This window comes from Rhizobium sp. 01N48 (assembly GCF_056399145.1).
The window spans coordinates 513,774-534,772 of sequence record NZ_JBFTQT010000001.1 but is presented as its reverse complement, the minus strand read 5'-3'; the positions used below and the strand labels follow the sequence as shown (position 1 = coordinate 534,772).

Sequence of the window (20,999 nt, the reverse complement as noted above, 5' to 3'; positions counted from 1 at the left end):
CTTGGGGGCGAAATTGGACATACCTGGTGCTCTAAGTGGGGTCTCAACGGCCCTGACGATCGTCAAACAACTCAATGATATTGACAAACAAGTCGATGAAGCCGGCTTCAAGCTCAGGATAGCTGAAGCGACGGCCTCACTGGCAGAAGCTAAGCTTGGGCTCATCGATGCTCAGGAAGAGCTCCGCTCGAAGGATCGCGAAATCAACGATTTGAAAGAGCGCCTTAAGTACCGGTTCGATAATCTCGTCGAACATAAGGGCTACCGCTACTCAAGCGCCGATGGGAACCCAATCGGGAACCCGCTCTGCCCTATCTGTGAAGAAACCGGCTCTCACATCAAGTTGGTCAGAATGATAACCGTTTCAGGCCAGCCGTTGATGTGCCCCAAGTGCAAGTCTAACCACAGCAACGTGGCAACGTTCGGTTATCCCTCGGACTAAAGCGCCCGCCACAGATCCCGACCAGGCGGCTCGTAGTGAGCGCAGCCTGTGACGGCGCCGACGATGCAGGCAATAGCCACTAGGGCGAGGAAGGCGATGATGATACGTTCTGCTCTACGGGTCACATCGCCCTCCTCTGTTTTGATATTCAGCCGTTCGCGTCAGCCTGCGATGTCAGGGTCGATGTGCTGGTAGGCGGACGGCGAGAAGGAGAAGGCGGCAACGGAAGCAGTTTCGTAACTGCTGGTACTTCGGATAGCGGCCGGCGCATCGACGGTAAGGTTGGCTTCGGCGACGATCGCGACATGGTCGAGAACGTCAGCGACTGGTGCCGGATACTCCTTGGCGACAGTCGCCGCATGAATGCCGGGGTCGATCGGGATCATCTCCGCGCTCGCGGGCGCCATTGAGATTGCACACAGCATCGCGGCTGCGGCGAGGCAGCCGATACTTCGAAGGAGGCGCATGCTCTTTCCTTTCTGCTTGGTTGAACGAGAAAGCCCGCCTCGGCGAACCGGGCGGGCTGACGAGACGCTTTCCACGTCTCTCCGGGTATAGCGCTCCCGGTGCTGCTCGACGGGAAGGAACGGCCAGGCACGAACCCCGACCCTCGAGCTATCGCCCGCCTTCCCGATAAGAGACCCACCTGATGCGCATCGTGGAGAGGCGTGGCGGGTACGTTCCTGACGGCTTCAGCGATGTCGCCCGCCACGGTCTTGCCGCTGTGTGCACCAGCGCGGCAAATTGCTTAACCGGCCCGAGGGCTACCGTCGAGCGCCGTAGCGCTTTTGCAATTGGCTCCAACGGCCCCGATTGACGGTCGATATCGTTGGCTTAGGGCGCCCCGTGAGGGGAATGCTAAACCCGCGAAGGTCAGCAATGAGGTTAGGTGGATTTCACTACCATCGGCGCAAATCACCACCGTGATTTCTATGTAGCATCCTCGGGTTCCGAGTAAAATACCTAGTCAAGCACGTTTTCGCAGTTTCCCATGATTTTCATACCCGAAGTGGATGGCGAGCGCGGTCAGCCCCTGTTTCAGCATCTCGATGTAGGCGCGCTGCAAGTTCTTGCTCTGCGTCATCTCGGTGACGGCCCTGCCCTCGCCGGCAACCTTGACCATGATGTCGTATCCGATGCCGAGGACGGCGCGGCAGGCGGCAAGGTCAATTCCTGCCTGGATCTGCCGATCGGATAGCGCCGACCGTGCGCCGCCCCCATCCACCGGCTCGCGGCTATAGTCGAACGATCCGGCGCCGGAGCCGCCCAGCGCTTCCCACACCGTGCGGAATCGCTCTCCCGCCTTCACCTGTGCGTCGTCAAGCAGGCCGCGCTGCTCAAGCGTTACAAGTGCGCTCTCCTTCATGTTCTTGAGCCCTGTGATCTTCTTCGGGTTCCATGCTTCCCCGTCATGGGCCGGGTTGTGGAGCGGGTTGTCTATCTCGCTCATTACTGGCTTGACCTGCCTGTGGCCGATCTCCGCCAATGTCACCGCCGCCAGCTTTGCTTTACGTCCTCGTTTCGCCATTCTCGTTCCCTCGTGTCGAGCCGCCGCTCTACTGTTGGTTCTTTGTCTTGGACAGTTCGCGCAGCATGTCGTCGGCTGCGGCAAACAGAAGTGAAGGGGTGGAAAGGTCGCGAGTGAGCGCTCCGCCGAACGGAACCCGCTCCTCTTCCATCTTATCCCAGTCAGTAAAATGCCCTCTGACGATGTTATCGAGAGCGCTCCAAGCGCACTCCTCGTCCCATTCCGGCTCGTAATATCCACTCGTGGCGCCGACCATCGCCGTGCCTTTACGTGGGTGAGACGGTGGGCTCACGAGGATCGGCCTCCCTGATCGAGCGCGACGCAAGATTTCCGCCGCCTGGCGGCATCTGTATTCATTGCGGGGTTCATAATCAGGGCGAACGCGTCGACGCTCCCAGTGTTTCCGATCGGTGATAAGCCATCCGTGATAGTTGTCGCCGCGCTCAGACGGAAACTGCTCGCGGGTGTCTCCGAGCATGGGCAGGTAGGTCGCAGCTCGTTTTGAGAGCTTCTTCAGGATCCTCAGGTTCATCCAACCACCTCGACCACTCGGCCGCCGCCGCGGAATAGCTTGCGCTCAGCTTCCGCGAACTTCGCCCGCTTCATCGATGTCGGCACGGCACTCATGAACTCGCCGACCATGTGGCCGTTGAGATGAGCCAGCAGCGCCGCGTGTCCCGCGTCCTTGGCTTCCTGCTGGGTGGCGAAGAGAATGTCGTGCTTGCCGTCTCTCAAGACACGGTTTGATGACCACCGCACATCGCGGTAGAAGGCTATCCAGCCGTTCGGGGAGAGGATGGCACCCGAATTGAACGCGTTCGTCATGCCGCTGCACCCTTCATTTTCTCGATCTTCCGGGTTGCGTGGAGAACCGTCGTGTGATCGCGCCCACCGAACCAGCGCCCGATCGCGGGGTATGACAGATCGGGCCGCTGCGTCTTCACCTCCCACATGGAAAGCTGGCGCGGGTAGACGACATCGTGGGTTCGGCGGCCGCCTTTGACATCCCGAACCGATACGGTCGGGAAGTCGGCCAACACTTCCAGGACGATTTCGAGGATCGATCGCCGTTCGAACTTCACGATCTCGACTTCGCCATGCTCCTGCATCTCTCGAATCCGAAGGATGACCTGGTAGGCGGTGATGTGCTCGGAGAACATCGTGGCCTCGCGCATCCAGAGCGGCTTTGGCGGGGGTACCGCCACCACCGGCTTATGCTTCAGAACCTCGATGATGGGTGTCTTTGCCCGAACAGCCGGGTTGAAGAGCCGGTTATGGGCTGCAAGCGCCGCCGCCCTCATCTCCGCCGCACTGGTGAACTCTCTTGCTGTGACGATCATCGTTTCGCACTCCTGACAATACTCGTTTGGGAAAGCTTGGATGGGGGTTGGTGGATGGGGGCCTTCAACGCGTCGAGGCGGGCCTGTGTCTCCTCGTCGATCGAGCTATGAGGCTTGGCCGAGATGGCGGGGGCGCCAGCTGTCACCGACTTGGCGAGCTGCCGCACCCACTCGCGATGGCCAGGGCGGGCGCGCTCGATCGCTATCTGGTCGCGGCGGCGCTCGTCCTCGGCGCGTTCGAAGAGCCGTTCGGCCTCCCGGCGAAGTATCGACATCTCCGACATGAACGGGAGCACGACCGAGCGGGCATGGCGGGCGAACTCTGCGCACGTCGGCATGTACTGGCCGGTGTGATTGGCAACTCTGCCAGCGAGGAAATCGTTGGTCGCCTCCGAGACGGCCCACTCTGGGAGATCCTGGCAGGCGATGCGGAACTCAGCCCCGAACGCCTCGTGGTCTGTTTCCGGCTGCCAGCGCAACTGGCCTTGAAGGCGGGTTGCTGCATCGACGATCGCAACGAGCTCACAGCGCTTAAGCAGCAACCTCAGTTCGGCAACACGGGTGGCAATGTCGCGCGCTCGGCGCTGATACCGCTCTGGAAGGCGGTCGAATATATCGCTTGGGATTAGGTCAGCCATTGATGATCGCCTCAACCATTTTGTCACGGGGGGATTTTTTTGGCGCGCGAGCGCCCTGAGAAAAACCTTTTGTAGGTTTTTCGATGTGTTCAGGATTAGGTTCAGGGTAGCATTGCGTTCGCAATGCGTTCGCATCACCCTTTTCCGTGTTATTCCAACGGCTTGCCGCGCTATCGCGTGCTTTGGCCTTCTTGAGCGTAGCTTTTTCTCGTTCGGTTTTGAGACGCTTCTGCACCCATCTTTTCCGGCGCTTGTCGAGCGTCCAAAAGGCCATGATGATTGCCTTCATGCCTTTCCACTTGGCTATGGAAACGCCTGCTTGACGGGACAACATGTCGTCGTCGTCAGCGAGCGAGCAGTCGTGGGAGCGCCACGCCTGGAAGAGCAACAGGAGATAGGCCCCGTGCTCCTCAGTCGTGAGGTGCTGAGTGTCCGCAAGATAGGCGTCCGTCCAGAACGGCATACAGGGGAGATCAGCCATCGGCCCACTCCAATTCTACAAGCACCTTGCCGCCTTTGACCGGATCAGCGACCGGAGCGATACGCAGGTGCCACTTGCTGTCATCGACGCCCACTGCTTGGGCGATTCCGTCGAATGCCGCCTTCATGGATGCAATCATGTTGTCGAGGTCGCGGGAGCGACGATCGGGCGGCGAGAACGTGACCTTGGCTGTCAGCCGGTCGGCCTCGATCGCTTCACGGCGGATCGACCGCGTGGCATAGAAGGCGTCACGCTTGGCGAGCTTCTTGATCTCCGCTACCCGGCGCCAATGGGCGCGAGCGTTGGGAGAGAGGCTGCGCGAAGGCCATGGAAGCTGGATGATGATGCTTTCCATCATGCCGACCTCCTGATCCACTGCGGAGCCGGTTCCGTCTCTCCCGTCAGGCGAGCGAGATAGTTCGCGACAACGCTCTCATGGCATCCGAGCTCGGATGCTATCTCGAACGTGCCTTTTCCCTGGTCCCATAGGTCGAGGATGCGAGAGGCGGTGATATCGGCGCGATCGGTGATGTTCATTCCCTGCCCTCCCAGAAGAGCTTAGGAGAAGGCACGGCGAGGCTTGGCCAACCGATTGGCCGCCAGACATACCAAGCATGGTCCTCGGTGCCGCTGCTTTCGCCAGGGAACCACTGAATGCGATCGACGAGGGCGATCTTGGCGGCGAAGCGTTCGTTGTCTGCAAAGAGATGGCGGCGTGTCTTACCGAAATCGAACTTTGCCGTCAGCAGCAAGGCGACCAAGCCTTTGCACCGCGTCAGTGCGTATTCAGCGAATAGGACGGCATCACGGTTGCCCTTGCCATAAGGCGGGTTGGTGATGATCATATCGACCTGCTCCCAGCTGCCGTGCGGCTTGAGAAAGTCGATGACCATGTCATGCTGCCGGTCATAGGTTTCGATGTCGGAGGTCAGGACATCAGCACCGGCCTCGCGAAGGACATCGGCCATGAGGTGATTGCCGGCGGCCGGTTCCCACACCTTTTTGCCTCGCACTGGGAAACGGCGTAGCAAGGCCTCCGTCGCCCACGGCTCGGTCTGGTATAGGTCGTTTTCCTTGCGGGCGTAGTTCGAGGCCACAACCGTCATGCCGCATCCCCTCTCCGCTCATGCGCTGCCAGCGACCGCTTGAGGCGATCGAGCGTCCGTGTGACGCATCTGAGCTTGTGCTGCTGGTAGCCGTTGTCCTGGGTGGCCATGCGAGAACGTAGGCCTTCGGCTATGTCCGTCTGGACGGTGATTTCTTCGCGGAGGAGATCGGGCTCGGTCATCAGTGCAACACCCCGTACTCAGCTTCGAGGCTTTCCAACCAAGCCAACCCCTTCTTGGCCATGGCCCGATGATTGTCCTTGCAGCAGCTATCGTTCATCCGCCGCGAAATCTGGTACCAGCCGCAGTAGAGGCGGCCGATCGCAGTGCCGAGAGCTTCGTCGAAGCTGGGATAGAAACCATGGAAAGGACCGCCGTGGCCGCAATACCCGCCGAACTGGTCACGCGTGGTATAGGACCAGGTGCCGTCACTGTTGCGCATTACGCCGATGTGTCCGTAGCTCCAGCCCTTCTTATCCAGATCGGTTTTGAACCAGGTGGGGGCATCGAGGACCGGCGGCCGTGGCGGCATCATCAGGTCGAACATGGAGAGCTGCTGCATCATGCTGGCCTCCGGATCTTCAGAATCCCGGTAGGCACATTCGTGCCAGCCTCCGAGAAGCTGCCGACGGGAAGGTCAGTCCATTGTCCTTGAAGCTCCTGATGATCGTAGTGAGCCGTCGCCGGCAGTATTGACACAAGTGTGCCGCCTGGCTTCAGGAACTTCAGCGCATGGTTGACGTGCTTGATGTAGTGCCTGCCGTAGAACGGCGGGTTCATGACCACGAAGTCGAAGTCCGGCCGCGCCGGCTGTTCAAGGAAATTCCCGGTCAGGACTGAATGACCCTTCGCCCGGGCTTCAGCCGCTCGTCCGGCGTGAACCTCAATACCGAACGGGCGGCAACCCCTCGCGCGAAGTTCGTCGAGAATACGTCCGTCACCGCACGACGGCTCAAGCACCCTGTGAGGTGGCGCCTCGCGACCTGAATATATACCGGCAACATCCATGGCGCGCGCGATGACATCGGCGGGCGACCAATAGAACTGCAGGTCTTTCGAAACGGCCGTGCTGGCCTGGTGCTTTGCGTCCTCTTCTTCGGCGTCTGGCAGAACCTCGCCGTAGAACTCGGCAAGTGCGCGGTTGATGTCGAGTAGCGTGCTAGGCGCGAAGAAGACGTGCGCGTTGCCGTTGCTGAACTTTCTGATGGTTAGGCCGCGATCGAGCGTCTGATACTCGCCTTCCCGATACTTGCTTTTCCATGCGATCGTTCGACCGTCCAAGACCGCATCTTCGCTGGAGCCATGCGCCGCTTCGATTGCACTAAGTTCGTCGTGGCTCATAAGCGGCTTGCCTTGATAGGCGGCTAGTGCGTTGACGATGTCGCGCAGCTTGTCTCGCCCATAGCTGCCGTAGCCGCCATAACTGCTGATGATGACGCGCTTCGGCAGTCCCTTGACCCCGATCTTGACCTTGGAATGCGACTTGTAGGCTTGGTCGAGATCAGAAAACACTTCAGCCAGGCCCCGGAGAATGTGGTGGCGCGGGCGCATAAGATAATCGCCGAACGTGGCCTTGGCGTTGTCGAAAGTCAGCTCAGGCGGCTGCTCGAGCGTCCGTTCGAACAGCTTCTTGTCCTTAGCGCTGGCGATCATATCAATCTGCAAGCGGTCATAGATCGCCTTCCAAGCTGACTTGAGCAGGTTGGAGCGAAGCTCTGAAGGCGAAAGGTATGGTCGGTGGCGGGTTACCGGCGCGACAAACTTTCCCTGAACGCTCGCGGCCAGTTCCAGTTTGCTGAACGCTGCCTCGAATGAAGCGATGGCATCGTCCATGGCGGCATTCTTCTCGTCGTACTCGTCTACGAGGTCGAGGACCGTGCGCTGTGTGACAAGCTGGTTCATGATTTATCGCCCGCCTCTTCCCTGATCTCAGGCGCGATCGCGTAGGCCAAATGCCTCGCGTACCGCAGCAACCAGCGTGCGAACGAGACGCGTATCTGGCCCACCAAGGAGAGCGTCGGCTCTTTCAATTGCTCGGTCATTTTTGCGCATCTCCTGCCTTGCGTCGTAGGTGAGCCCGCTGACCGCCTCGACGCGGAACAGCTCTTGGGGCTTGATCGAAATTCGTGGATCGGCGTACCAAGCGTCCTTGGTTCTGGTGTAAGACCAGCCAAGCTCACGGGCCGCAGCTCGGATGCGCGCTGACACGCTCCCGATGGATGGAGGCGCAATTTCCTCCTTCAAAGCTTTCTGACAAAACTCGACTGTACTCATTTCTGATTTCTCCGAACCCTTTTCGGACATTTCCGAAATCTCCTGTGCGATGAATCTCCTTGTTCAGTAGGAGCCTTCAGATGCACCGGAGAGATGATGAGAAAGACCAAGGGCAAAGCAGCCTTGCAGGGCTCCCGCCCTTGGTCTCCGGTCCGCCTGGGCCAACCGCAGTAATTCCATTCCGACCCCGTTCCGCCGCTTCGTCAGGGTCGGTAGCTGACGGCAATCCGCCGTTGCCGTCAGCGTTTCATTCCCTCGGAAATGCAGCTCAAGCAGTAGTCCTTAGGACCGCGAGCAAGCGTCTCCGGTTGAAGGTGCTCCGGGCCACCGTTGAGGACGGCGACGGCCCGGAGCTTTGACGGGCTTGGGAGGGGTGCGCGCCGTCAATCTCGAAGTCGGTATTTCAGTGCCTTGCCTAGAAGGATGCCGAGAGGGATCTGCATCAGGAGCCAGCCAGTGAGGGCGACGGTGAGCGTCATGGGTCCACCCTCGTGATCCGGTAGACGACGCCATTGCGCTCCATCATGCCATTCTGGATACGGAGCTTGTCCGTCTTCGCCGCCATGGACGCCGTGACGATCAAGCCGACCATGAAGCCCACACATATTCCGGTAACGAGCATGCTCATGACGATCTCCCCGGCCTTGCCACCATCGCCCGGTCATGACCGGTGCGATGTTCAACTGCGTTCTGTGCAATACGGTCTGTGCCTTCGGATGGTCTGGTCATGCTGCCACCTGCCGCGCCAAGTCCTGCAGCTCTTTCATGAAGGCATAGGTCTTTGGCGCTCTCCGAGCCTTCGACCAGTCAACCCCAACCTCGTCGGCCATCATCGAATGAAGTTCATCCCAACGCTCGACGTAGATTTTCCAGACAGGTCCGTAGGCAGCCATTTCGGGAAGCCGCAGCCGCCAGAGTGGAAACCTTTCAAGAAGTCGAATGCACCGACCCAGGTCAGAGGGATCGTAGGGATAAGACCCAGTGCTCTCTCCCGAAATCATGTGAGAGAAAATTGCCTTGGACGACATGCCGGTGTCGTGACCGTTCATCCATCTGAAGGCTTCCTGAAGTTCACTCACGCCGCCACCTCTTCCGCTTTCGCGGCCTTCTTGCAGGAGAAACAATGATTGCTGCCGTAGCCGCCGCAGTTCTCGGGACGCCGGCAATCCGGTCTGAGGGATTTGGCCGGGGGTGCTTTGAACGAGGCCCCGGCCTGATGTGTTGCGGCGTACTCGGGTGCGGTTACATGATCGCCTCCTGTGTTGGCGCCGACGCTGCCTGGATTGGCCAAGGAGGCCTGTGGGCTTACGCGGTCGAGGCTGTGGCGTCCGGCGTCCCCATGGGCTGCCGTAGTTTTCACGGAATGGAGTTCGGGGATGCCATGTGCATCAGCGGCGGCATCCCCTACCGGTGCAGCGGACGCATCCGACTGCTCCTTGCCTCCGGTACGGCAATCGTCAGCAAAGCCGACCGTCGAGGAGTGCTGACGCTCACTGTCCTCATCGGTCCTACTAGCCGGATCATTGGAAGCAGCAGCTATCGCGCCGGTTGCCTCCTCCTCGACGTTCGCTACGGGATTGGAGACGGTTCCGCTCTCGGTACCGACAACTGTCACGCCAGTTGGTTCTGCACCCGGCGTTCGGCTACTCGTTGCACGCTCGTTGCGTGCAAGTTCGATCTGCTCGCGCATATGCTTGACCGTACCGAAACGGTCGCCGTCGTTTCTGAATTCCCCCGTTTCAGGGTCAAATTCTCCAATGTTTTCTCGTGCGTGCATGCGCGCATCGCGCGCCACGCCGTTGAGCGCGTCGAGGTAGACATCGACGACAGCGTCGAAGTGCGCATCCTCGGGGGTTGCGGCATCCTGTTTGACCTTGCGATTGAACGCAGCTCGCAGCGCCTTGCCATCGTATCCGGCATGCTTTGCCTCGGAGAAAAGCTCCTTGAGATCATCGCTGATAGCCTTCTTCTCGCCTTCGAGGCGCTCCCAGCGTTCGAAGATAGCTTTGATCTGGGTGTCGGCGCTCATGCTGCGGTCTCCGCTATGACGGCCCGAAGCTCAGGAAACCACTCTGCCAACGGCACCATGTTCCCCGTCGCGTCTTGGATCTTCTTCGCCATAGCCAACGACGGACGTCTTTCCTCTGCGACATATCTTGAGATTGTCGCCTGCGAGACTTTCATCTTGCGGCCGAATTCGCTGTGCGAGATCAAGTTGTTTTCTAGGTATGTTCCGAGCTTCATGCCCCATCTATACCATTATGGTATGCTCTTCGCAAGTGCGATCTATACCATTTTGGTTTTTGACGAGATTTCCTTGCGGCAGTACCGAGGGGAATGGCCTCATTGTTGACAAAACTACGCGAAGCGAAAAAACTCTCGCAGCCCGAGCTGGCGAAGCTTGCTGGCACTTCTCAGCCGCAGATCTGGCGCTTGGAGAAAAGTGAGAGAAAACTCTCCAAAGATTGGGCCGAACGACTAGCCCCTCATCTTGGCGTAACTGCTCAAGAACTCATGTTCGGGGAAATTCAAGACGCCAGCGATGTCGAAATCGTAGGACTCGTTGGCGCGGACACCGAAGGCCAACGCGTCTATGGTGCCGGACACGGGCAACTAGGGTGGGTGGAAAGGATTCCTGGCGCGAATGACAACACTGTTGCCGTTATTGTGCGGGGAAATTCAATGCGCCCGTATGCGGAAGACGGCGGCATCATCTACTATGATGATCGACGTGACCCCCCATCTAACGAGATGCTTGGCGAAGTTCTAATTATAGGACTCGATGATGATCGAGTCCTTCTAAAGCGACTCCTTCGACCCAGCACCGGCAAGGCCGGGCACTTTGATCTTGAATCCTTTAACGGCGATCAGTTGCCAGATCAGCGAGTCCTTTGGGCTGCATATGTGGCCGCTGTTATTCCTCCGCGCCAAGCAAAGAAAATAATCAAAGATTTCCTTTAATCGCCGTCACCAAATTGGTGTTCGGGGATTTTTTTAACCGTCTAAAATCGGCGGCCCGCAATCCTACGTGTACAATTATACCAAAATGGTATTGACCACACATTCCATTATGGTATGTTCATCATCATCGAAACGCAACCGAGGATGAGAACATGGCGAAGCGACTTACAGACGTAGACAGGGAAATCGGGGCCACCATCAAGGCGATCCGCCGCACCAACGGCCTGTCGCAGGCGGCTCTTGCCGAGAAGCTCGGCGTCACCTTCCAGCAGGTCCAGAAGTACGAGAAGGGCACCAACCGCGTGTCGGTCGCCTCGCTCATCACGATCTGCAAGGTTCTCGATATTCCGCCGTCCGCTGTGATCGGCTCCTTCTTCGAAACGCCGGCAATCGCCGCCTGAACGCCTTCGGTATCAGCCCTTCACTGAGGCTGATCTCGAAAGTGTTCTTGAGAGGATTTATCCCGTGTGCACCTACCATTTCGAGCAACTCACTATCCCCGGCCTCGGCGAAGGCATGCTCCTTTACGGGAAGGCCGAGCTGGTCGTCAATGACGAGCGCTATCCGGATGAGTTTGCCGTCCAGGATATCAAGGTCGGCGACAAGTGGCTTCCTCGCTCTCCCCGAGGCGGCGGCGGCACGTTTGAGCAGATGCTCTTCTCCGCGATCGAGAAGGTTCTCTACGACGAGAAGACGGTCCACGGGCGCCAAGCTTCCCTTGAGTGGGGTGACGCTCTGGACGGCAATATGCCGGTCTCGGTTCCTGTCTTCCGCGCTCGTCGTGGCTTTGATGCGCGTACCGGGAGGGTGGCATGAGCGAACACCCTATCAAGCAGACGATCGAGCATATCGCGATTGACGACGAAGGTTCGCACACGGTTGGCCGAAATGGCGTGACCCGCATCGAAGCCTGCACCAAGTCCGGATTGCACGCTGACATTCCCTATGTCCGCGTTTGGCGTGGCGACGTCTGCATCGCCGAGTTCTGCCAGCACAACATCGTTGGTGTGTATTTCTCGCCGGAGGGGCTTCGATGACCCGCAAATTCCACACCGCCCAGAACGTCACCATCTCCGGCGATAGCTGCGGCACTGAGGTGAACCTCAAGATGTCGGTCGCCTTTACGGTTCATCGCGGCTGCAAGCAGACGCTGACCGAGCCGGGTGAAGAGCCGAGCGTCGAGGTCAACAAGGTCTCGTTCGAAGATGGAAGCGGCCCGATCGACCTTCCGTGGTCGATCGAGGATCGCATCACCAGCACCGACAGTTTCAAGGCTTGGCTGATGGCCGAAGCTTCCGAGCAGCACGAGGCAGCGCTTGACGATGCCGCCGACACCAAGCGGGCAGAAAGGGATCTCGACCGTGACCTCCCATTCTGACCTCGCTGCATTCAACCCCAGCAACAAGACCGACGCTCTGGCCGACTACATCCGCATAAAGATGGCGTCGTTCGCACTGGCGATGTTCTCCAGCCCTGATTTTCGGGCTCTCGATACAGCGCAGCAGATCGAGGTAATGACCGGCGGCGTGCTAACCGGCCTCATGGGAGCGCTTCACTCCTTCATTGTCGACACGACCGAAGGTCATGACGAGATCGAGCGTTTCGTCACCTCATACGTAAGCCAGGCGCGCCATCAGGCCGAAGGAATTGCGGCGAGCGGGGAGACCAGACAATGACCTCCCCTTCTGACCTCGAAGCCGCCCAGTCCTTCTTAGACCGCGCCAAGGCCATCAACACCAAGATGGAAGCCGAGCGCCGCCGCATGATCGCCGGCCTCAATCAGGCGGTTGTCGTGATCCTCTCGATCGCCCTCGTCGGCGTCCTCACCATCATCTCAATCGCGCCGACAGAGCAGAAGCTTAAGGCGGACGCGCTCATCAACCAGGAGCAACTTACATGGCAGAAGTGAACGTTTGGGCTTGGTGGCAGGATGCCCTAGCCGGCAAGATCGGCCCGATCCATGACGGCGATCCGCAGCAGGGTTTCTACCGTACCCGTTACAAGGATGGCCCATGGGAGCCTGTAGCCATCTGGCTCGACGACGGGAAGTGGCTTGCCATGCGCGGCGATCATCCCGCCGATGCGGTAAATATCTGGACTTTCGCCTGCCGGAACCCGGTATCGCACGAAGCCTACACCCAGGCGATCGAGGGCGGTGGCTGGGATGATGAGCCGGAGACGCCGGCTATTGGCCACAATCTCCCCTCTGATCCGTTCGAAGCGTTGCAGGTCGAGTTTGCTGCCGAACGAGAACAGGTTGACGCCTTCCTGAAAAAGCCGATCACGACCCAGGCTGAGGCCGATCGCGCTGCGATCTGGTCAAAGCGCCTGTCGACGATCGCGAAGAAGGCGACAGACCTTCACAAGGTGGAGAAGCAGCCGCACCTGGACGCCGGCCGCAACGTCGACAACAAATGGCGTGACCTCAAGGCAGAGCCCGACACGCTGAGCAAGAAGCTCAAGCGCCATATGGACACCTTCCTGCAGGAGCAGGCACGCAAGGAGCGCGAGCGCCAGGCTGCTGCTCGGGCGGAAGCCGATCGCATCCAGCGTGAAGCTGACGCAGCTCGCGTCGCGGCCGAGAAGGCAGCCGCGAAAAACGACAACGATGCGGCCGCTGTCGCTGCCCATAACAACGCGATCGCCGACGCCGAGCGGCTTGCCCAGCAGGCGGCGCAGGCCGAACGCGATGCTCAGGCTCGCAACGCTAGCGCTGGCCGCACCGGTGCCAAGGTCTCCCTGCGCACCTTCGTGTTTGCCGAGATCACCGACTTCGACAAGCTACTGATGGCGCTGAAGGACCGTGCCGAGATCAGGGAACTCGTCGAGACGCTGGCGAACCGCGCCGCGCGCGGAGGCTTTGAACTGGCCGGCATGGCCATCCGCAGCGAACAGAGAGCGGCTTGAGATGACCCAGACAACACCCCGCACGATCGTCGCCGTTAAATTCGCTTGGGAGAAGGAAGGCAAGACATACGACTACTTCGCCGACTTCCCGGTCGAGATTGGCCAGCGCATCCACGTTCCGACTAAGCGCGGAGAGGCCAAGGTCGAGGTGAAGGAGATCAAGGTCGAATCCGAAATGGCTTCGGTTGCCGCACTTCGTCCGGTCGAAGATCTGCGTACGGAATACGAGAAGCAGGCCAAGTATCCCAACGGTCAGCGCAAATACTCAGAAGACCGGACATTGCTCGATGAAAAGGGCAATCGGTCAGTCTTCGACGACGTCGATCGATAGGAGAGAGCTTATGCTGATCAGGCTCCTAATCATCGTGTCCGCCGTCCCGATCCTCGTGTGGACCTTTGTCGCGGAGTTCTTCTGCGGCGTGCGCGGTGCTGTCTGGTTCGCGTGGAACGAGACGCTGATCAGCTTCCACCAGATGAATGCAGCTTTCAGATCGAAATCAATCAACAAGGAAGATTGGCGATGAATAGCCACGTCCCTGCACTCTCCGGCGGCGGCACTGTCCTCGCCATCGTTCCTCAAACTTTCGAGGAGACGCTGCGCATTGCCCGCGCTGTAGTTGCCTCGAACCTGGCGCCGTCCGCACTCATCGGAAAATTGACTGGAGAGGAAGCCGCGGCGGCCGTCGCTGTCGCCATCATGTCGGGCGCCGAGCTGGGCCTCAAGCCTATGGTTAGCCTTCGCAGCTTTACCGTTATCAATGGCAAGCCAGCGCTTTACGGTGATGGACTGATCAACGTCGTCCGGATGTCCGGCAAGGTCGCGTATCTCCGGACCGGCTGCGAAGTCCGCAACGGTAAGATGATCGGCTTTTGCGAGGCAAAGCGTCTCGACACCGGCGAAGACAAGCGCGTCGAGTTCAGTCAGGACAACGCAGCCCGTGCCCGCCTATGGGATGAGCGCGCTGTCGTCAGGAAACAGGTCTGGGAAAACGGCCAGAAGGTCTGGCGCGACAACGTGCCGAACGATGCGCCTTGGTATCGCTTCCCTGAGCGTATGCTGGCATGGCGGGCAGCCGGCTACTGCCTCCGCGAACTGTTCGGCGACGTGCTTGGCGGCATCCGTGATGAATACGAAGCCCGCGAGATCGCCGACCTCGACGAGATGCGCGATGTCACGCCGGTAAGCGCGGCACCGGCGGCCGCTGCGGCGAAGTCCGGACCTCCAAAGCCACCGGTTCCGCCGAAGCCGCCCGCCCCCAGCGCGGAGAAGACGATCGAGGCAACGGTGAATGAAGACGCCGGCGGTGAGTTCATTCTCAGCGAATTCCTCGAGCATATAGAGACGTCACTCRCAGGCGCGAAGGACGAGGCCGACGTCGAGGAGATATGGAACGACTTCGACGCGCCGGCCACGCTCGAGAGTGAAGGCCACGCCGACATGATAGATGCGGCCCTCGCCATCAAGACGCGCCGCCTGGCGGTTCTCTCGCCTCTAAACGGTGGCTGACATGGGCAGAGCGCTTCTTGTCCTCGCGAACCAGCACTTCCGCGAGAAGGCGATCGACTGGATATGCCGCGCGCCGGTGGATACGCGCGTCGAGTTCAAGGGACCGAAGCGCAGCCTGCCTCAGAACGACCGCATGTGGGCAATGCTCACTGATCTCGCCAACCAGCTCGTCTGGTACGGCCAGCGCATGACGTCGGACGACTGGAAGCTCGTCATGCTTGATGCGCTGCGCCGGGAAGCCCACGAGCAGCTCCGGATCGTCCCGAACACCGACGGGACCGGCTTCGTCAATCTCAGCACGTCGTCATCCGACCTATCGAAGGACGAGATGACGGCCCTCATTGAAATCATCTTCGCCTTTGGCGCCCAGCACAGCGTTGAATGGTCCGATCCGAAAGGAAAAGCGGCATGACAGACACCGCCGAAACATTCGAAGCCACCGAGAAGGCTCGCGTCCGCATCCCGACCATGGCGAAAATCATCGACGACTTCGCCTTCGATCAGGCGGGAGAGTTCATCGCTGCAGGCCAGTCCACCCGCGAGGCAACCTCGATCGTAGCCAACATGCTGATCCGCTCCGCCTGGACGATCGCTTCTGTAGCTGTGCTTGAGGCTGGCGGCCAGCCTGACAAGGACAAGTTCAGAGCTGCCGTCGAGGCTCAGCTCAATTCCATCACCTTCAAGATTGTAGAGAAAGAGGGAGGCGCGGCATGAACCCGAAGCTTCTCCATATCCTGCAGCACTCGCTCGGCCTCGACGAGTACGGGCGTGGCACCTTCTATCGCAACCGGTTCGTGACCGGTGAAGGCAGTCTGGACCACCCGCTCTGCATGGAGCTCGTGAAACTTGGCTATATGAAGCGCGTCGCCAATGTCGAAATGTTCGGCGGGGACGATTATTTCCACGTCACCGAAGAGGGAAAGAGGGCCGCCGTAGCGGAGAGCCCTGCTCCTCCGAAGGTATCGCGCAGCAAGCAGCGCTATCTCGACTTCCTTGCCTACGACGGCTCCATGACCTTCATGGAATATCTCAGGTGGCGGGACTATCGCGATCGGAGGTCCGCATAATGGTTGCTCTGAACTTCGCTCCTGAGTTCGCCGGCCCCGTAGAGCGCCGGGAAAAGCGCCAGACCATCCGCCAGACCAGACGCGCCAAGGTCGGGGACCGGATCCAGCTTTATACCGGACAGCGAACCGCTGAATGCCGCAAGCTGACCGCTGACGATCCGGTCTGCACTCGTGTCACCTACATCGCCATCCGCGTGACCGGCATCACGCTAGGGAACGTCGAAGGCCTTCCTCGCGATCGGGACGACTTCGCCCGCCTCGATGGGTTCGAAGACTATGCGGCAATGCTCTCCTGGTTTCAGCAGCGCTACGGCGCCGGCGAATTCGTCGGATATCTCCATCAATGGGAGTGGCAAGCATGAGAACCGCCTCCGAATACCTCAAAGCCAACCCTCACGCTCGATCGACGACGATAGCCCACCGGGAAAAGGTAGCGGCCACCGTCGAGCAGCTTCAGCGCGAGATAGCCGCCAAGGGCATGAACACCCGACCGAGGAGCGATACCACCGTCCGGAAGATGATGCGCGGGATCGTTGCGCTGATGGCGAGGATCGGCTGATGGCTTTCCAGATCGCCCCGCGCCCACTCAACCCGATCCCGGCCCGACGCCCACAGAAGCGCAAAGGCTACTTGTCTTGGGTGCACACATTGCCTTGTGTCGTGACCGGCCAATCAACAGTCCAGGCGGCGCACGTCTCCTTCGCGTCTCCATGGCATGGTCACTATGGCCGAGGGAAAGGCACGAAGGCACCCGACCGCTTTGCCCTTCCCCTCTGTGAGGCAGAGCATACCCGCCAGCACTCCATGAACGAAACCGCCTACTGGAATTCCGTAGGCATCAACCCGCACGAGTTGGCCAACACTCTGTTCGGCCTTTGGAGCGACTACGAGGAATACGAGGCCACAGAGCGCGCAACCTCACGAATCCTCTCTGGGCTCGCCGCCAATGACCGCCTTCCTTCGAGGGACACGCTATGAAGAACCCGAATCCTATCAACCTGTCCACGCCCGATGAAGTTCGAAAGGCCGGCTGGCAGGCCGAGACCCGCGATGCGGACGGCCATCTCTGCCGCACGCACGTACCGTTCGAGAAGGACGAAGACATCGTCTGGCTGGTCCGCGAGGCCATGGAGAACGGCGAGACTGTCACGATCTGGCCACCCGCCCAGCTTTACGCCCCGATACAGGAGACGAGACGATGACAGGAGACGTAAAATTCTACGTTGGCCTGCATCAACCGGCAGATGCCCAACACTTCTCGCTAGCCTGCATCAGCATCAATCGATTGAGGAACCGCCGGAAGGCTGTCCCGTGTGGCGAGGTGCTTGTCGACAGCGGCGCATTCACCGAGATATCAAAGCACGGTCACTACCGCCATAGTGTCGAGGAATATGCGGCCGAACTTTATCGCCTGCATACATCTGGGGTCGTGCAGATCGCTGCCGCAGTCGCTCAGGACTACATGTGCGAGCCCTTCATCCTGGCAAAAACTGGGCTAACGATTGAAGAGCACCAGTGCCTCACGATCGAACGTTATGACGCCTTGGTCTCTGAGCTCGAACGGCTTTTTAATGGCCCTGTCCCGTTCCACGTCATGCCGGTCCTGCAGGGCTTCGCGCCTCAGGACTATGTCGATCATATTCGGATGTACGGCGACCGGCTGAAACCCGGCATGTGGGTAGGCGTTGGTTCCGTCTGCAAGCGACAAGGTGACCCGAGGGCGATCATGCGCGTTTTGCAGGCAATCGCCGCTGAGCGTCCCGATCTGCTGCTCCATGGGTTCGGCGTAAAGATTACCTCCCTACTGCATGCTGGCGTCAGGGCGCTGCTCGCGACTGCGGACAGCATGGCGTGGTCTTTTGCAGCTCGGAAGCAAGGCCGCGACGCAAACGACTGGCGAGAAGCGGAAAGGCTTGTCGAGCGCGTTCGCGACGCCGCTAATCAAAACAGTCAACCATGGCAGATGGAGATGTTCGCATGATCACCCGCGATGACATCACAAGAGCTTTCGATACTCCTGTCGAGTTTCGACTGAGCTTTTGGCGGGAAGAGACAGGCCTAAGAAGGCCTACCGCATCAGAGGTTCGGCAGAGGCTTCTTGATCTGCTGCCTGACCTCTCCCCTCCCCAGCAGAAAGGCAAGTGATATGAGCGACGCAATCAGCCGCGAGCTTCTAGGCAAGATCGTGGACGAGGTTTTCGACGGGGCTATCGAGGACGCATCTGTCATCGAGGATATCTATGCCGCCATCAAGCGACATGAGGCCCCATCACCCCATACTAATGTGGTGGGGAGCGATCCGGTCGCTGAGATAGTCGAAGCAACATCTCCAGCCGCCGAATTGATCTTCGGACGGGACATCAAGTTCTTCGAAGCTCTCCGCACTTTACCTATCGGCACGAAGCTGTACGCCGCGCCTCTTTCAGTTGGGGGCGATAGGCATCAACGCATCCTTGGTATCCTTGATGATTTTGCCGAGATGCAGCCGGAAGAAGATGAGGATTGGGAAAGCTGGTATCACGCCTCTTTTGATCTAGCTCGGCAAAAGATCCGCGCCGCTCTGCCCTCTCCTATGGATGGCGGGGAATGAACTTGATAAAACTCACCCCATCTGCACGTAGAGGGAGCGTTGACCGAAGGCATCAAATTGCTACGCGTGCACCCTTACCAAAGATAAATCTCCACAAAGCGATAAAGCTCCCACCATGCTGCGCCGCTTACGCAGACGACGAAGGCCGTGGCCGCGACAACAAGGATATTTGTTCGCATGTCCCCGGTCTCCGACGATCGAATGAAAAACTAGTGCTTGGTAGGCATTCGCGGAAATTCGGACTTCCGAAGTTTCTCTATCTCGCTTTCAATCAGGCCCCGAAGAAGTTTCCTCTTTTGGGGTTCAGTTTCAGTGAGCAAAATTTGGCGGTAGCGTTTGATGTTCTGAGTTGCGATCCAGGCGTCCATAAAGCCGCTCGCTTTCTGTCGAGATCAAAGCGGCGATCAAGCGGCCTCCCTAGTCGCTCGTCGTTCAATCTCCTACTCACGAGGCGCTCGCCACCGGGGCAAGTCAAACGAATTTATATGACCAATGGCTACCCATCGCCCGTTCAGAGGTCGGCGGGCGCCGAGCCTGTGGACGATGGCAGTGGAAAGCGGGGATAACATGGGAACAGAGTTTACCCCCATCTCCATCGATGACCTGATTTCGCACGATCAGGTGCTTGAGCAGTACCCTTTCCTCAGCGCCCAGATCTTGAATCGGTGGCTTCGCGAGAAGTCCATTCGGTGCTTTAAGGGGAAAGACGGCAAGACGGTCTATCCGAAGTCGGACCTATCGGGCGCTTTGAACAGGGAAATGGCATGCGAAGAGACAGAGGACCAAAAGGCCTTTGGCAGTACAAAGACCAATGGATCGGCGTCGAAGCCGGCCGAGCCGGTTTCTATCGCTACTGGTACGATGACGGAAGCGGACGCGTTAAGCGAAAAGCTCTGGCTGCAGTCGATCTCGAAGCAGCGAAGGAAGAGCTCGTCGACATCCTCGGCGCCCCAGCCCCGTCGAGCCGAGACCCGCGAGAGGTCTATCTCTTCGCCGTCCTGAAGCATTATCAGGACCACTATGCGGAGCCCAAGGGCTATAAACAGATGGCGGCTGTACGGCGGGCTTCCGAGCTCGTCTACACCGCATTCCAGTCGTTTATGGGAGCGCCAAGGGTTTCGGACCTCACCCGGCTCAATCAGCGTCGCGTCTGGGCTCATATGGCCGCCGAGAGTGGCCTGTCGGCGAAATCAATCATGACATACATGATCGCCGTGCGCGCCGCCGTCCACTACGCCTCAGTGCCGCAGCTCATCACCATTGCAGGCGAGCAGGTAGAGACCCAACTGTTAGACGCCCCTGTCACCGTCTTCTGCAATCAGGCAGAGATCGCTGAGCACATCGGCGGCGAGATGTCGAAGCCCAGGGAATATATCCCAACCTTTGCCGAACTCGGCAAATGGATCGATGCGATCGAGGAAGATGCTGACTTCCGGTTCGTGATGATCATGCTGAACACCTGCGCCCGAAACGAAGCCATTTTCGACCTGAGGCTGTCGAGGCAGCGAAACGCCGAGTTCGGAACCCTAGACCTGAATCCTGTCGGCAGGAGGCAGACGAAGAAGCGCCGCCCGGTCATTCGCGTGACAACGAACCTGGCCGCATGGTTCGACCACTGGAAGGACGACAAGCCAGTTGGCCAGTACCAGGACACCGTAGAGAAGCGCCTGAACAAGCTCGGCAAGCCAACGCTGGACGATGAGGGGGAAGTGACCGATATCGGTCTCGGCATGCCGGAGATGACATGCTATACGCTGCGGCACTTCATGGCGACCAACATGCGCCGTGCGTCTTTCCCGGTATCCAGGGAGCAGCGTTCGAAGTGGCTAGGCCACAAGGTCAGTGAGGGATCGACCACCACCGACTGGTATGAAAAGTTTGACCCGGATTATCTCGAGGAGCCAATGCGCGCGACCGAAGAAATCATCGCCAAACTGCAGAAGTTCACCAAGCGAAATCTCTTCGCTCCGACCACCCAAGCAGATGGCAAGGTCAGGGTGATTGACGGCGGGAAACTGTGAGAGCACTGTGGGAGAAGTTCTGGATTGTTCTCCGGCTGTTCTCAAATGTTCTAAGGGAGAATTCCAGAGTTTCTGGGATGTTTGCCGCCAAGAGTGCGGTTTGGGACCAGAGGGTCGGGAGTTCGAATCTCTCCACT

The 20,999-nt window shown here is 59.2% G+C and carries 41 protein-coding genes; 22 read left to right on the top strand and 19 right to left on the bottom strand.

Features of this window, described 5'->3' with window-relative positions:
- The first annotated feature begins 13 nt into the window (after nt 1-13).
- Complete coding sequence (locus tag AC1DOG_RS02720) at nt 14-442, top strand: hypothetical protein (RefSeq protein WP_477926726.1); 429 nt, start codon at nt 14-16, stop codon at nt 440-442.
- Here the strand turns inward: AC1DOG_RS02720 and AC1DOG_RS02715 are convergent.
- The 19 genes from AC1DOG_RS02715 to AC1DOG_RS02625 all read right to left on the bottom strand — a co-directional run bounded on the left by AC1DOG_RS02715 (nt 439) and on the right by AC1DOG_RS02625 (nt 10,053).
- Nucleotides 439-567 (bottom strand): hypothetical protein, encoded by a 129-nt coding sequence (locus AC1DOG_RS02715; protein WP_477926725.1) that lies wholly within the window; start codon nt 565-567, stop codon nt 439-441. The genes AC1DOG_RS02720 and AC1DOG_RS02715 overlap by 4 nt on opposite strands.
- Nucleotides 568-603: 36 nt before the next feature.
- A complete protein-coding gene (locus AC1DOG_RS02710; protein WP_477926724.1) occupies nt 604-909 on the bottom strand; it encodes a hypothetical protein in 306 nt (101 codons plus the stop codon).
- A 500-nt stretch (nt 910-1,409) separates the two neighbouring features.
- Nucleotides 1,410-1,970 (bottom strand): hypothetical protein, encoded by a 561-nt coding sequence (locus AC1DOG_RS02705; RefSeq protein ID WP_477926723.1) that lies wholly within the window; start codon nt 1,968-1,970, stop codon nt 1,410-1,412.
- Nucleotides 1,971-1,998: 28 nt separating this feature from the next.
- Nucleotides 1,999-2,502, bottom strand: coding sequence for a hypothetical protein (locus AC1DOG_RS02700; protein WP_477926722.1), 504 nt, complete (start codon nt 2,500-2,502; stop codon nt 1,999-2,001).
- Entirely contained in the window at nt 2,499-2,795 is a 297-nt protein-coding gene (locus AC1DOG_RS02695; RefSeq protein WP_477926721.1) for a hypothetical protein, read from the bottom strand. The genes AC1DOG_RS02700 and AC1DOG_RS02695 overlap by 4 nt, the downstream gene beginning before the upstream one ends.
- Nucleotides 2,792-3,310, bottom strand: coding sequence for a helix-turn-helix domain-containing protein (locus tag AC1DOG_RS02690; RefSeq protein WP_477926720.1), 519 nt, complete (start codon nt 3,308-3,310; stop codon nt 2,792-2,794). Before AC1DOG_RS02690 ends, AC1DOG_RS02695 begins: the two co-directional genes overlap by 4 nt.
- Nucleotides 3,307-3,948, bottom strand: coding sequence for a hypothetical protein (locus tag AC1DOG_RS02685; RefSeq protein ID WP_477926719.1), 642 nt, complete (start codon nt 3,946-3,948; stop codon nt 3,307-3,309). The genes AC1DOG_RS02690 and AC1DOG_RS02685 overlap by 4 nt, the downstream gene beginning before the upstream one ends.
- Nucleotides 3,941-4,429 carry a DUF1376 domain-containing protein gene (locus tag AC1DOG_RS02680; protein WP_477926718.1) on the bottom strand — a complete coding sequence of 163 codons (489 nt, stop codon included), beginning with the start codon at nt 4,427-4,429 and terminating at the stop codon, nt 3,941-3,943. The genes AC1DOG_RS02685 and AC1DOG_RS02680 overlap by 8 nt, the downstream gene beginning before the upstream one ends.
- A complete protein-coding gene (locus AC1DOG_RS02675; protein WP_477926717.1) occupies nt 4,422-4,787 on the bottom strand; it encodes a RusA family crossover junction endodeoxyribonuclease in 366 nt (121 codons plus the stop codon). The genes AC1DOG_RS02680 and AC1DOG_RS02675 overlap by 8 nt, the downstream gene beginning before the upstream one ends.
- Nucleotides 4,784-4,966, bottom strand: a complete 183-nt coding sequence (locus AC1DOG_RS02670; RefSeq protein ID WP_477926716.1) for a hypothetical protein — start codon at nt 4,964-4,966, stop codon at nt 4,784-4,786. The genes AC1DOG_RS02675 and AC1DOG_RS02670 overlap by 4 nt, the downstream gene beginning before the upstream one ends.
- A complete protein-coding gene (locus AC1DOG_RS02665) occupies nt 4,963-5,535 on the bottom strand; it encodes a TRM11 family methyltransferase (RefSeq protein WP_477926715.1) in 573 nt (190 codons plus the stop codon). The genes AC1DOG_RS02670 and AC1DOG_RS02665 overlap by 4 nt, the downstream gene beginning before the upstream one ends.
- A complete protein-coding gene (locus AC1DOG_RS02660) occupies nt 5,532-5,717 on the bottom strand; it encodes a hypothetical protein (protein ID WP_477926714.1) in 186 nt (61 codons plus the stop codon). Before AC1DOG_RS02660 ends, AC1DOG_RS02665 begins: the two co-directional genes overlap by 4 nt.
- Nucleotides 5,717-6,100, bottom strand: coding sequence for a hypothetical protein (locus AC1DOG_RS02655; RefSeq protein ID WP_477926713.1), 384 nt, complete (start codon nt 6,098-6,100; stop codon nt 5,717-5,719). The genes AC1DOG_RS02660 and AC1DOG_RS02655 overlap by 1 nt, the downstream gene beginning before the upstream one ends.
- Nucleotides 6,097-7,437: a DUF4942 domain-containing protein gene (locus AC1DOG_RS02650; protein ID WP_477926712.1), complete on the bottom strand. Its 1,341-nt coding sequence runs from the start codon at nt 7,435-7,437 to the stop codon at nt 6,097-6,099. The genes AC1DOG_RS02655 and AC1DOG_RS02650 overlap by 4 nt, the downstream gene beginning before the upstream one ends.
- Nucleotides 7,438-7,464: 27 nt before the next feature.
- On the bottom strand, nt 7,465-7,839 hold the full coding sequence (locus AC1DOG_RS02645; protein WP_477926711.1) for a hypothetical protein: 375 nt from the start codon (nt 7,837-7,839) through the stop codon (nt 7,465-7,467).
- A 445-nt stretch (nt 7,840-8,284) separates the two neighbouring features.
- Entirely contained in the window at nt 8,285-8,437 is a 153-nt protein-coding gene (locus AC1DOG_RS02640) for a hypothetical protein (protein ID WP_477926710.1), read from the bottom strand.
- A gap of 97 nt (nt 8,438-8,534) precedes the next feature.
- Nucleotides 8,535-8,888: a hypothetical protein gene (locus AC1DOG_RS02635; RefSeq protein ID WP_477926709.1), complete on the bottom strand. Its 354-nt coding sequence runs from the start codon at nt 8,886-8,888 to the stop codon at nt 8,535-8,537.
- Entirely contained in the window at nt 8,885-9,838 is a 954-nt protein-coding gene (locus AC1DOG_RS02630) for a DUF2312 domain-containing protein (protein ID WP_477926708.1), read from the bottom strand. The genes AC1DOG_RS02635 and AC1DOG_RS02630 overlap by 4 nt, the downstream gene beginning before the upstream one ends.
- Entirely contained in the window at nt 9,835-10,053 is a 219-nt protein-coding gene (locus AC1DOG_RS02625; RefSeq protein WP_477926707.1) for a helix-turn-helix domain-containing protein, read from the bottom strand. Before AC1DOG_RS02625 ends, AC1DOG_RS02630 begins: the two co-directional genes overlap by 4 nt.
- Before the next feature lie 102 nt (nt 10,054-10,155).
- Here AC1DOG_RS02625 and AC1DOG_RS02620 point away from each other — a divergent pair, with 102 nt between their 5' ends.
- The 21 genes from AC1DOG_RS02620 (at nt 10,156) to AC1DOG_RS02520 (ending at nt 20,862) form a co-directional block, all read left to right on the top strand.
- A complete protein-coding gene (locus AC1DOG_RS02620) occupies nt 10,156-10,770 on the top strand; it encodes an XRE family transcriptional regulator (protein WP_477926706.1) in 615 nt (204 codons plus the stop codon).
- 152 nt (nt 10,771-10,922) lie between these two features.
- Nucleotides 10,923-11,171: a helix-turn-helix domain-containing protein gene (locus tag AC1DOG_RS02615; RefSeq protein ID WP_477926705.1), complete on the top strand. Its 249-nt coding sequence runs from the start codon at nt 10,923-10,925 to the stop codon at nt 11,169-11,171.
- Between the two features lie 64 nt (nt 11,172-11,235).
- Nucleotides 11,236-11,586, top strand: coding sequence for a hypothetical protein (locus tag AC1DOG_RS02610; RefSeq protein WP_477926704.1), 351 nt, complete (start codon nt 11,236-11,238; stop codon nt 11,584-11,586).
- Nucleotides 11,583-11,807 (top strand): hypothetical protein, encoded by a 225-nt coding sequence (locus AC1DOG_RS02605; RefSeq protein WP_477926703.1) that lies wholly within the window; start codon nt 11,583-11,585, stop codon nt 11,805-11,807. The genes AC1DOG_RS02610 and AC1DOG_RS02605 overlap by 4 nt, the downstream gene beginning before the upstream one ends.
- Entirely contained in the window at nt 11,804-12,148 is a 345-nt protein-coding gene (locus AC1DOG_RS02600) for a hypothetical protein (protein ID WP_477926702.1), read from the top strand. The genes AC1DOG_RS02605 and AC1DOG_RS02600 overlap by 4 nt, the downstream gene beginning before the upstream one ends.
- The gene (locus AC1DOG_RS02595) at nt 12,132-12,446 is read left to right on the top strand and encodes a hypothetical protein (RefSeq protein ID WP_477926701.1); all 315 of its coding nucleotides are present in this window, start codon (nt 12,132-12,134) and stop codon (nt 12,444-12,446) included. Before AC1DOG_RS02600 ends, AC1DOG_RS02595 begins: the two co-directional genes overlap by 17 nt.
- Nucleotides 12,443-12,679 carry a hypothetical protein gene (locus AC1DOG_RS02590; protein WP_477926700.1) on the top strand — a complete coding sequence of 79 codons (237 nt, stop codon included), beginning with the start codon at nt 12,443-12,445 and terminating at the stop codon, nt 12,677-12,679. The genes AC1DOG_RS02595 and AC1DOG_RS02590 overlap by 4 nt, the downstream gene beginning before the upstream one ends.
- Complete coding sequence (locus tag AC1DOG_RS02585) at nt 12,667-13,677, top strand: hypothetical protein (RefSeq protein WP_477926699.1); 1,011 nt, start codon at nt 12,667-12,669, stop codon at nt 13,675-13,677. Before AC1DOG_RS02590 ends, AC1DOG_RS02585 begins: the two co-directional genes overlap by 13 nt.
- 1 nt (nt 13,678) lies before the next feature.
- The gene (locus AC1DOG_RS02580; RefSeq protein ID WP_477926698.1) at nt 13,679-14,008 is read left to right on the top strand and encodes a hypothetical protein; all 330 of its coding nucleotides are present in this window, start codon (nt 13,679-13,681) and stop codon (nt 14,006-14,008) included.
- Between the two features lie 10 nt (nt 14,009-14,018).
- A complete protein-coding gene (locus AC1DOG_RS02575) occupies nt 14,019-14,201 on the top strand; it encodes a hypothetical protein (RefSeq protein WP_112988841.1) in 183 nt (60 codons plus the stop codon).
- Nucleotides 14,198-15,184, top strand: coding sequence for a recombinase family protein (locus tag AC1DOG_RS02570; protein ID WP_477926697.1), 987 nt, complete (start codon nt 14,198-14,200; stop codon nt 15,182-15,184). The genes AC1DOG_RS02575 and AC1DOG_RS02570 overlap by 4 nt, the downstream gene beginning before the upstream one ends.
- A gap of 1 nt (nt 15,185) precedes the next feature.
- On the top strand, nt 15,186-15,596 hold the full coding sequence (locus AC1DOG_RS02565) for a recombination protein NinB (RefSeq protein ID WP_477926696.1): 411 nt from the start codon (nt 15,186-15,188) through the stop codon (nt 15,594-15,596).
- Complete coding sequence (locus AC1DOG_RS02560) at nt 15,593-15,898, top strand: hypothetical protein (RefSeq protein ID WP_477926695.1); 306 nt, start codon at nt 15,593-15,595, stop codon at nt 15,896-15,898. The genes AC1DOG_RS02565 and AC1DOG_RS02560 overlap by 4 nt, the downstream gene beginning before the upstream one ends.
- Entirely contained in the window at nt 15,895-16,251 is a 357-nt protein-coding gene (locus AC1DOG_RS02555) for a hypothetical protein (RefSeq protein WP_477926694.1), read from the top strand. Before AC1DOG_RS02560 ends, AC1DOG_RS02555 begins: the two co-directional genes overlap by 4 nt.
- Nucleotides 16,251-16,613: a hypothetical protein gene (locus AC1DOG_RS02550; protein WP_477926693.1), complete on the top strand. Its 363-nt coding sequence runs from the start codon at nt 16,251-16,253 to the stop codon at nt 16,611-16,613. The genes AC1DOG_RS02555 and AC1DOG_RS02550 overlap by 1 nt, the downstream gene beginning before the upstream one ends.
- On the top strand, nt 16,610-16,810 hold the full coding sequence (locus tag AC1DOG_RS02545) for a hypothetical protein (RefSeq protein ID WP_477926692.1): 201 nt from the start codon (nt 16,610-16,612) through the stop codon (nt 16,808-16,810). Before AC1DOG_RS02550 ends, AC1DOG_RS02545 begins: the two co-directional genes overlap by 4 nt.
- Nucleotides 16,810-17,229, top strand: a complete 420-nt coding sequence (locus AC1DOG_RS02540) for a DUF968 domain-containing protein (protein WP_477926691.1) — start codon at nt 16,810-16,812, stop codon at nt 17,227-17,229. The genes AC1DOG_RS02545 and AC1DOG_RS02540 overlap by 1 nt, the downstream gene beginning before the upstream one ends.
- Nucleotides 17,226-17,453: a hypothetical protein gene (locus AC1DOG_RS02535; RefSeq protein ID WP_477926690.1), complete on the top strand. Its 228-nt coding sequence runs from the start codon at nt 17,226-17,228 to the stop codon at nt 17,451-17,453. The genes AC1DOG_RS02540 and AC1DOG_RS02535 overlap by 4 nt, the downstream gene beginning before the upstream one ends.
- Entirely contained in the window at nt 17,450-18,232 is a 783-nt protein-coding gene (locus AC1DOG_RS02530) for a deazapurine DNA modification protein DpdA family protein (protein WP_477926689.1), read from the top strand. The genes AC1DOG_RS02535 and AC1DOG_RS02530 overlap by 4 nt, the downstream gene beginning before the upstream one ends.
- 165 nt (nt 18,233-18,397) lie before the next feature.
- Entirely contained in the window at nt 18,398-18,841 is a 444-nt protein-coding gene (locus AC1DOG_RS02525; RefSeq protein ID WP_477926688.1) for a hypothetical protein, read from the top strand.
- Nucleotides 18,842-19,605: 764 nt separating this feature from the next.
- Entirely contained in the window at nt 19,606-20,862 is a 1,257-nt protein-coding gene (locus AC1DOG_RS02520; RefSeq protein WP_477926687.1) for a hypothetical protein, read from the top strand.
- Nucleotides 20,863-20,999 lie beyond the last annotated feature (137 nt).

Excerpts from the sequence above, each read along its gene's own strand:
- AC1DOG_RS02710 (WP_477926724.1), bottom strand. The coding sequence starts at position 909 with ATGCGCCTCCTTCGAAGTATCGGCTGCCTCGCCGCAGCCGCGATGCTG.
- AC1DOG_RS02705 (WP_477926723.1), bottom strand. The coding sequence starts at position 1,970 with ATGGCGAAACGAGGACGTAAAGCAAAGCTGGCGGCGGTGACATTGGCG.
- AC1DOG_RS02700 (WP_477926722.1), bottom strand. The coding sequence starts at position 2,502 with ATGAACCTGAGGATCCTGAAGAAGCTCTCAAAACGAGCTGCGACCTAC.
- AC1DOG_RS02695 (WP_477926721.1), bottom strand. The coding sequence starts at position 2,795 with ATGACGAACGCGTTCAATTCGGGTGCCATCCTCTCCCCGAACGGCTGG.
- AC1DOG_RS02690 (WP_477926720.1), bottom strand. The coding sequence starts at position 3,310 with ATGATCGTCACAGCAAGAGAGTTCACCAGTGCGGCGGAGATGAGGGCG.
- AC1DOG_RS02685 (WP_477926719.1), bottom strand. The coding sequence starts at position 3,948 with ATGGCTGACCTAATCCCAAGCGATATATTCGACCGCCTTCCAGAGCGG.
- AC1DOG_RS02680 (WP_477926718.1), bottom strand. The coding sequence starts at position 4,429 with ATGGCTGATCTCCCCTGTATGCCGTTCTGGACGGACGCCTATCTTGCG.
- AC1DOG_RS02675 (WP_477926717.1), bottom strand. The coding sequence starts at position 4,787 with ATGATGGAAAGCATCATCATCCAGCTTCCATGGCCTTCGCGCAGCCTC.
- AC1DOG_RS02670 (WP_477926716.1), bottom strand. The coding sequence starts at position 4,966 with ATGAACATCACCGATCGCGCCGATATCACCGCCTCTCGCATCCTCGAC.
- AC1DOG_RS02665 (WP_477926715.1), bottom strand. The coding sequence starts at position 5,535 with ATGACGGTTGTGGCCTCGAACTACGCCCGCAAGGAAAACGACCTATAC.
- AC1DOG_RS02660 (WP_477926714.1), bottom strand. The coding sequence starts at position 5,717 with ATGACCGAGCCCGATCTCCTCCGCGAAGAAATCACCGTCCAGACGGAC.
- AC1DOG_RS02655 (WP_477926713.1), bottom strand. The coding sequence starts at position 6,100 with ATGATGCAGCAGCTCTCCATGTTCGACCTGATGATGCCGCCACGGCCG.
- AC1DOG_RS02650 (WP_477926712.1), bottom strand. The coding sequence starts at position 7,437 with ATGAACCAGCTTGTCACACAGCGCACGGTCCTCGACCTCGTAGACGAG.
- AC1DOG_RS02645 (WP_477926711.1), bottom strand. The coding sequence starts at position 7,839 with ATGTCCGAAAAGGGTTCGGAGAAATCAGAAATGAGTACAGTCGAGTTT.
- AC1DOG_RS02640 (WP_477926710.1), bottom strand. The coding sequence starts at position 8,437 with ATGAGCATGCTCGTTACCGGAATATGTGTGGGCTTCATGGTCGGCTTG.
- AC1DOG_RS02630 (WP_477926708.1), bottom strand. The coding sequence starts at position 9,838 with ATGAGCGCCGACACCCAGATCAAAGCTATCTTCGAACGCTGGGAGCGC.
- AC1DOG_RS02625 (WP_477926707.1), bottom strand. The coding sequence starts at position 10,053 with ATGAAGCTCGGAACATACCTAGAAAACAACTTGATCTCGCACAGCGAA.
- AC1DOG_RS02615 (WP_477926705.1), top strand. The coding sequence starts at position 10,923 with ATGGCGAAGCGACTTACAGACGTAGACAGGGAAATCGGGGCCACCATC.
- AC1DOG_RS02605 (WP_477926703.1), top strand. The coding sequence starts at position 11,583 with ATGAGCGAACACCCTATCAAGCAGACGATCGAGCATATCGCGATTGAC.
- AC1DOG_RS02600 (WP_477926702.1), top strand. The coding sequence starts at position 11,804 with ATGACCCGCAAATTCCACACCGCCCAGAACGTCACCATCTCCGGCGAT.
- AC1DOG_RS02590 (WP_477926700.1), top strand. The coding sequence starts at position 12,443 with ATGACCTCCCCTTCTGACCTCGAAGCCGCCCAGTCCTTCTTAGACCGC.
- AC1DOG_RS02585 (WP_477926699.1), top strand. The coding sequence starts at position 12,667 with ATGGCAGAAGTGAACGTTTGGGCTTGGTGGCAGGATGCCCTAGCCGGC.
- AC1DOG_RS02580 (WP_477926698.1), top strand. The coding sequence starts at position 13,679 with ATGACCCAGACAACACCCCGCACGATCGTCGCCGTTAAATTCGCTTGG.
- AC1DOG_RS02575 (WP_112988841.1), top strand. The coding sequence starts at position 14,019 with ATGCTGATCAGGCTCCTAATCATCGTGTCCGCCGTCCCGATCCTCGTG.
- AC1DOG_RS02565 (WP_477926696.1), top strand. The coding sequence starts at position 15,186 with ATGGGCAGAGCGCTTCTTGTCCTCGCGAACCAGCACTTCCGCGAGAAG.
- AC1DOG_RS02560 (WP_477926695.1), top strand. The coding sequence starts at position 15,593 with ATGACAGACACCGCCGAAACATTCGAAGCCACCGAGAAGGCTCGCGTC.
- AC1DOG_RS02555 (WP_477926694.1), top strand. The coding sequence starts at position 15,895 with ATGAACCCGAAGCTTCTCCATATCCTGCAGCACTCGCTCGGCCTCGAC.
- AC1DOG_RS02550 (WP_477926693.1), top strand. The coding sequence starts at position 16,251 with ATGGTTGCTCTGAACTTCGCTCCTGAGTTCGCCGGCCCCGTAGAGCGC.
- AC1DOG_RS02545 (WP_477926692.1), top strand. The coding sequence starts at position 16,610 with ATGAGAACCGCCTCCGAATACCTCAAAGCCAACCCTCACGCTCGATCG.
- AC1DOG_RS02540 (WP_477926691.1), top strand. The coding sequence starts at position 16,810 with ATGGCTTTCCAGATCGCCCCGCGCCCACTCAACCCGATCCCGGCCCGA.
- AC1DOG_RS02535 (WP_477926690.1), top strand. The coding sequence starts at position 17,226 with ATGAAGAACCCGAATCCTATCAACCTGTCCACGCCCGATGAAGTTCGA.
- AC1DOG_RS02530 (WP_477926689.1), top strand. The coding sequence starts at position 17,450 with ATGACAGGAGACGTAAAATTCTACGTTGGCCTGCATCAACCGGCAGAT.
- AC1DOG_RS02525 (WP_477926688.1), top strand. The coding sequence starts at position 18,398 with ATGAGCGACGCAATCAGCCGCGAGCTTCTAGGCAAGATCGTGGACGAG.
- AC1DOG_RS02520 (WP_477926687.1), top strand. The coding sequence starts at position 19,606 with ATGCGAAGAGACAGAGGACCAAAAGGCCTTTGGCAGTACAAAGACCAA.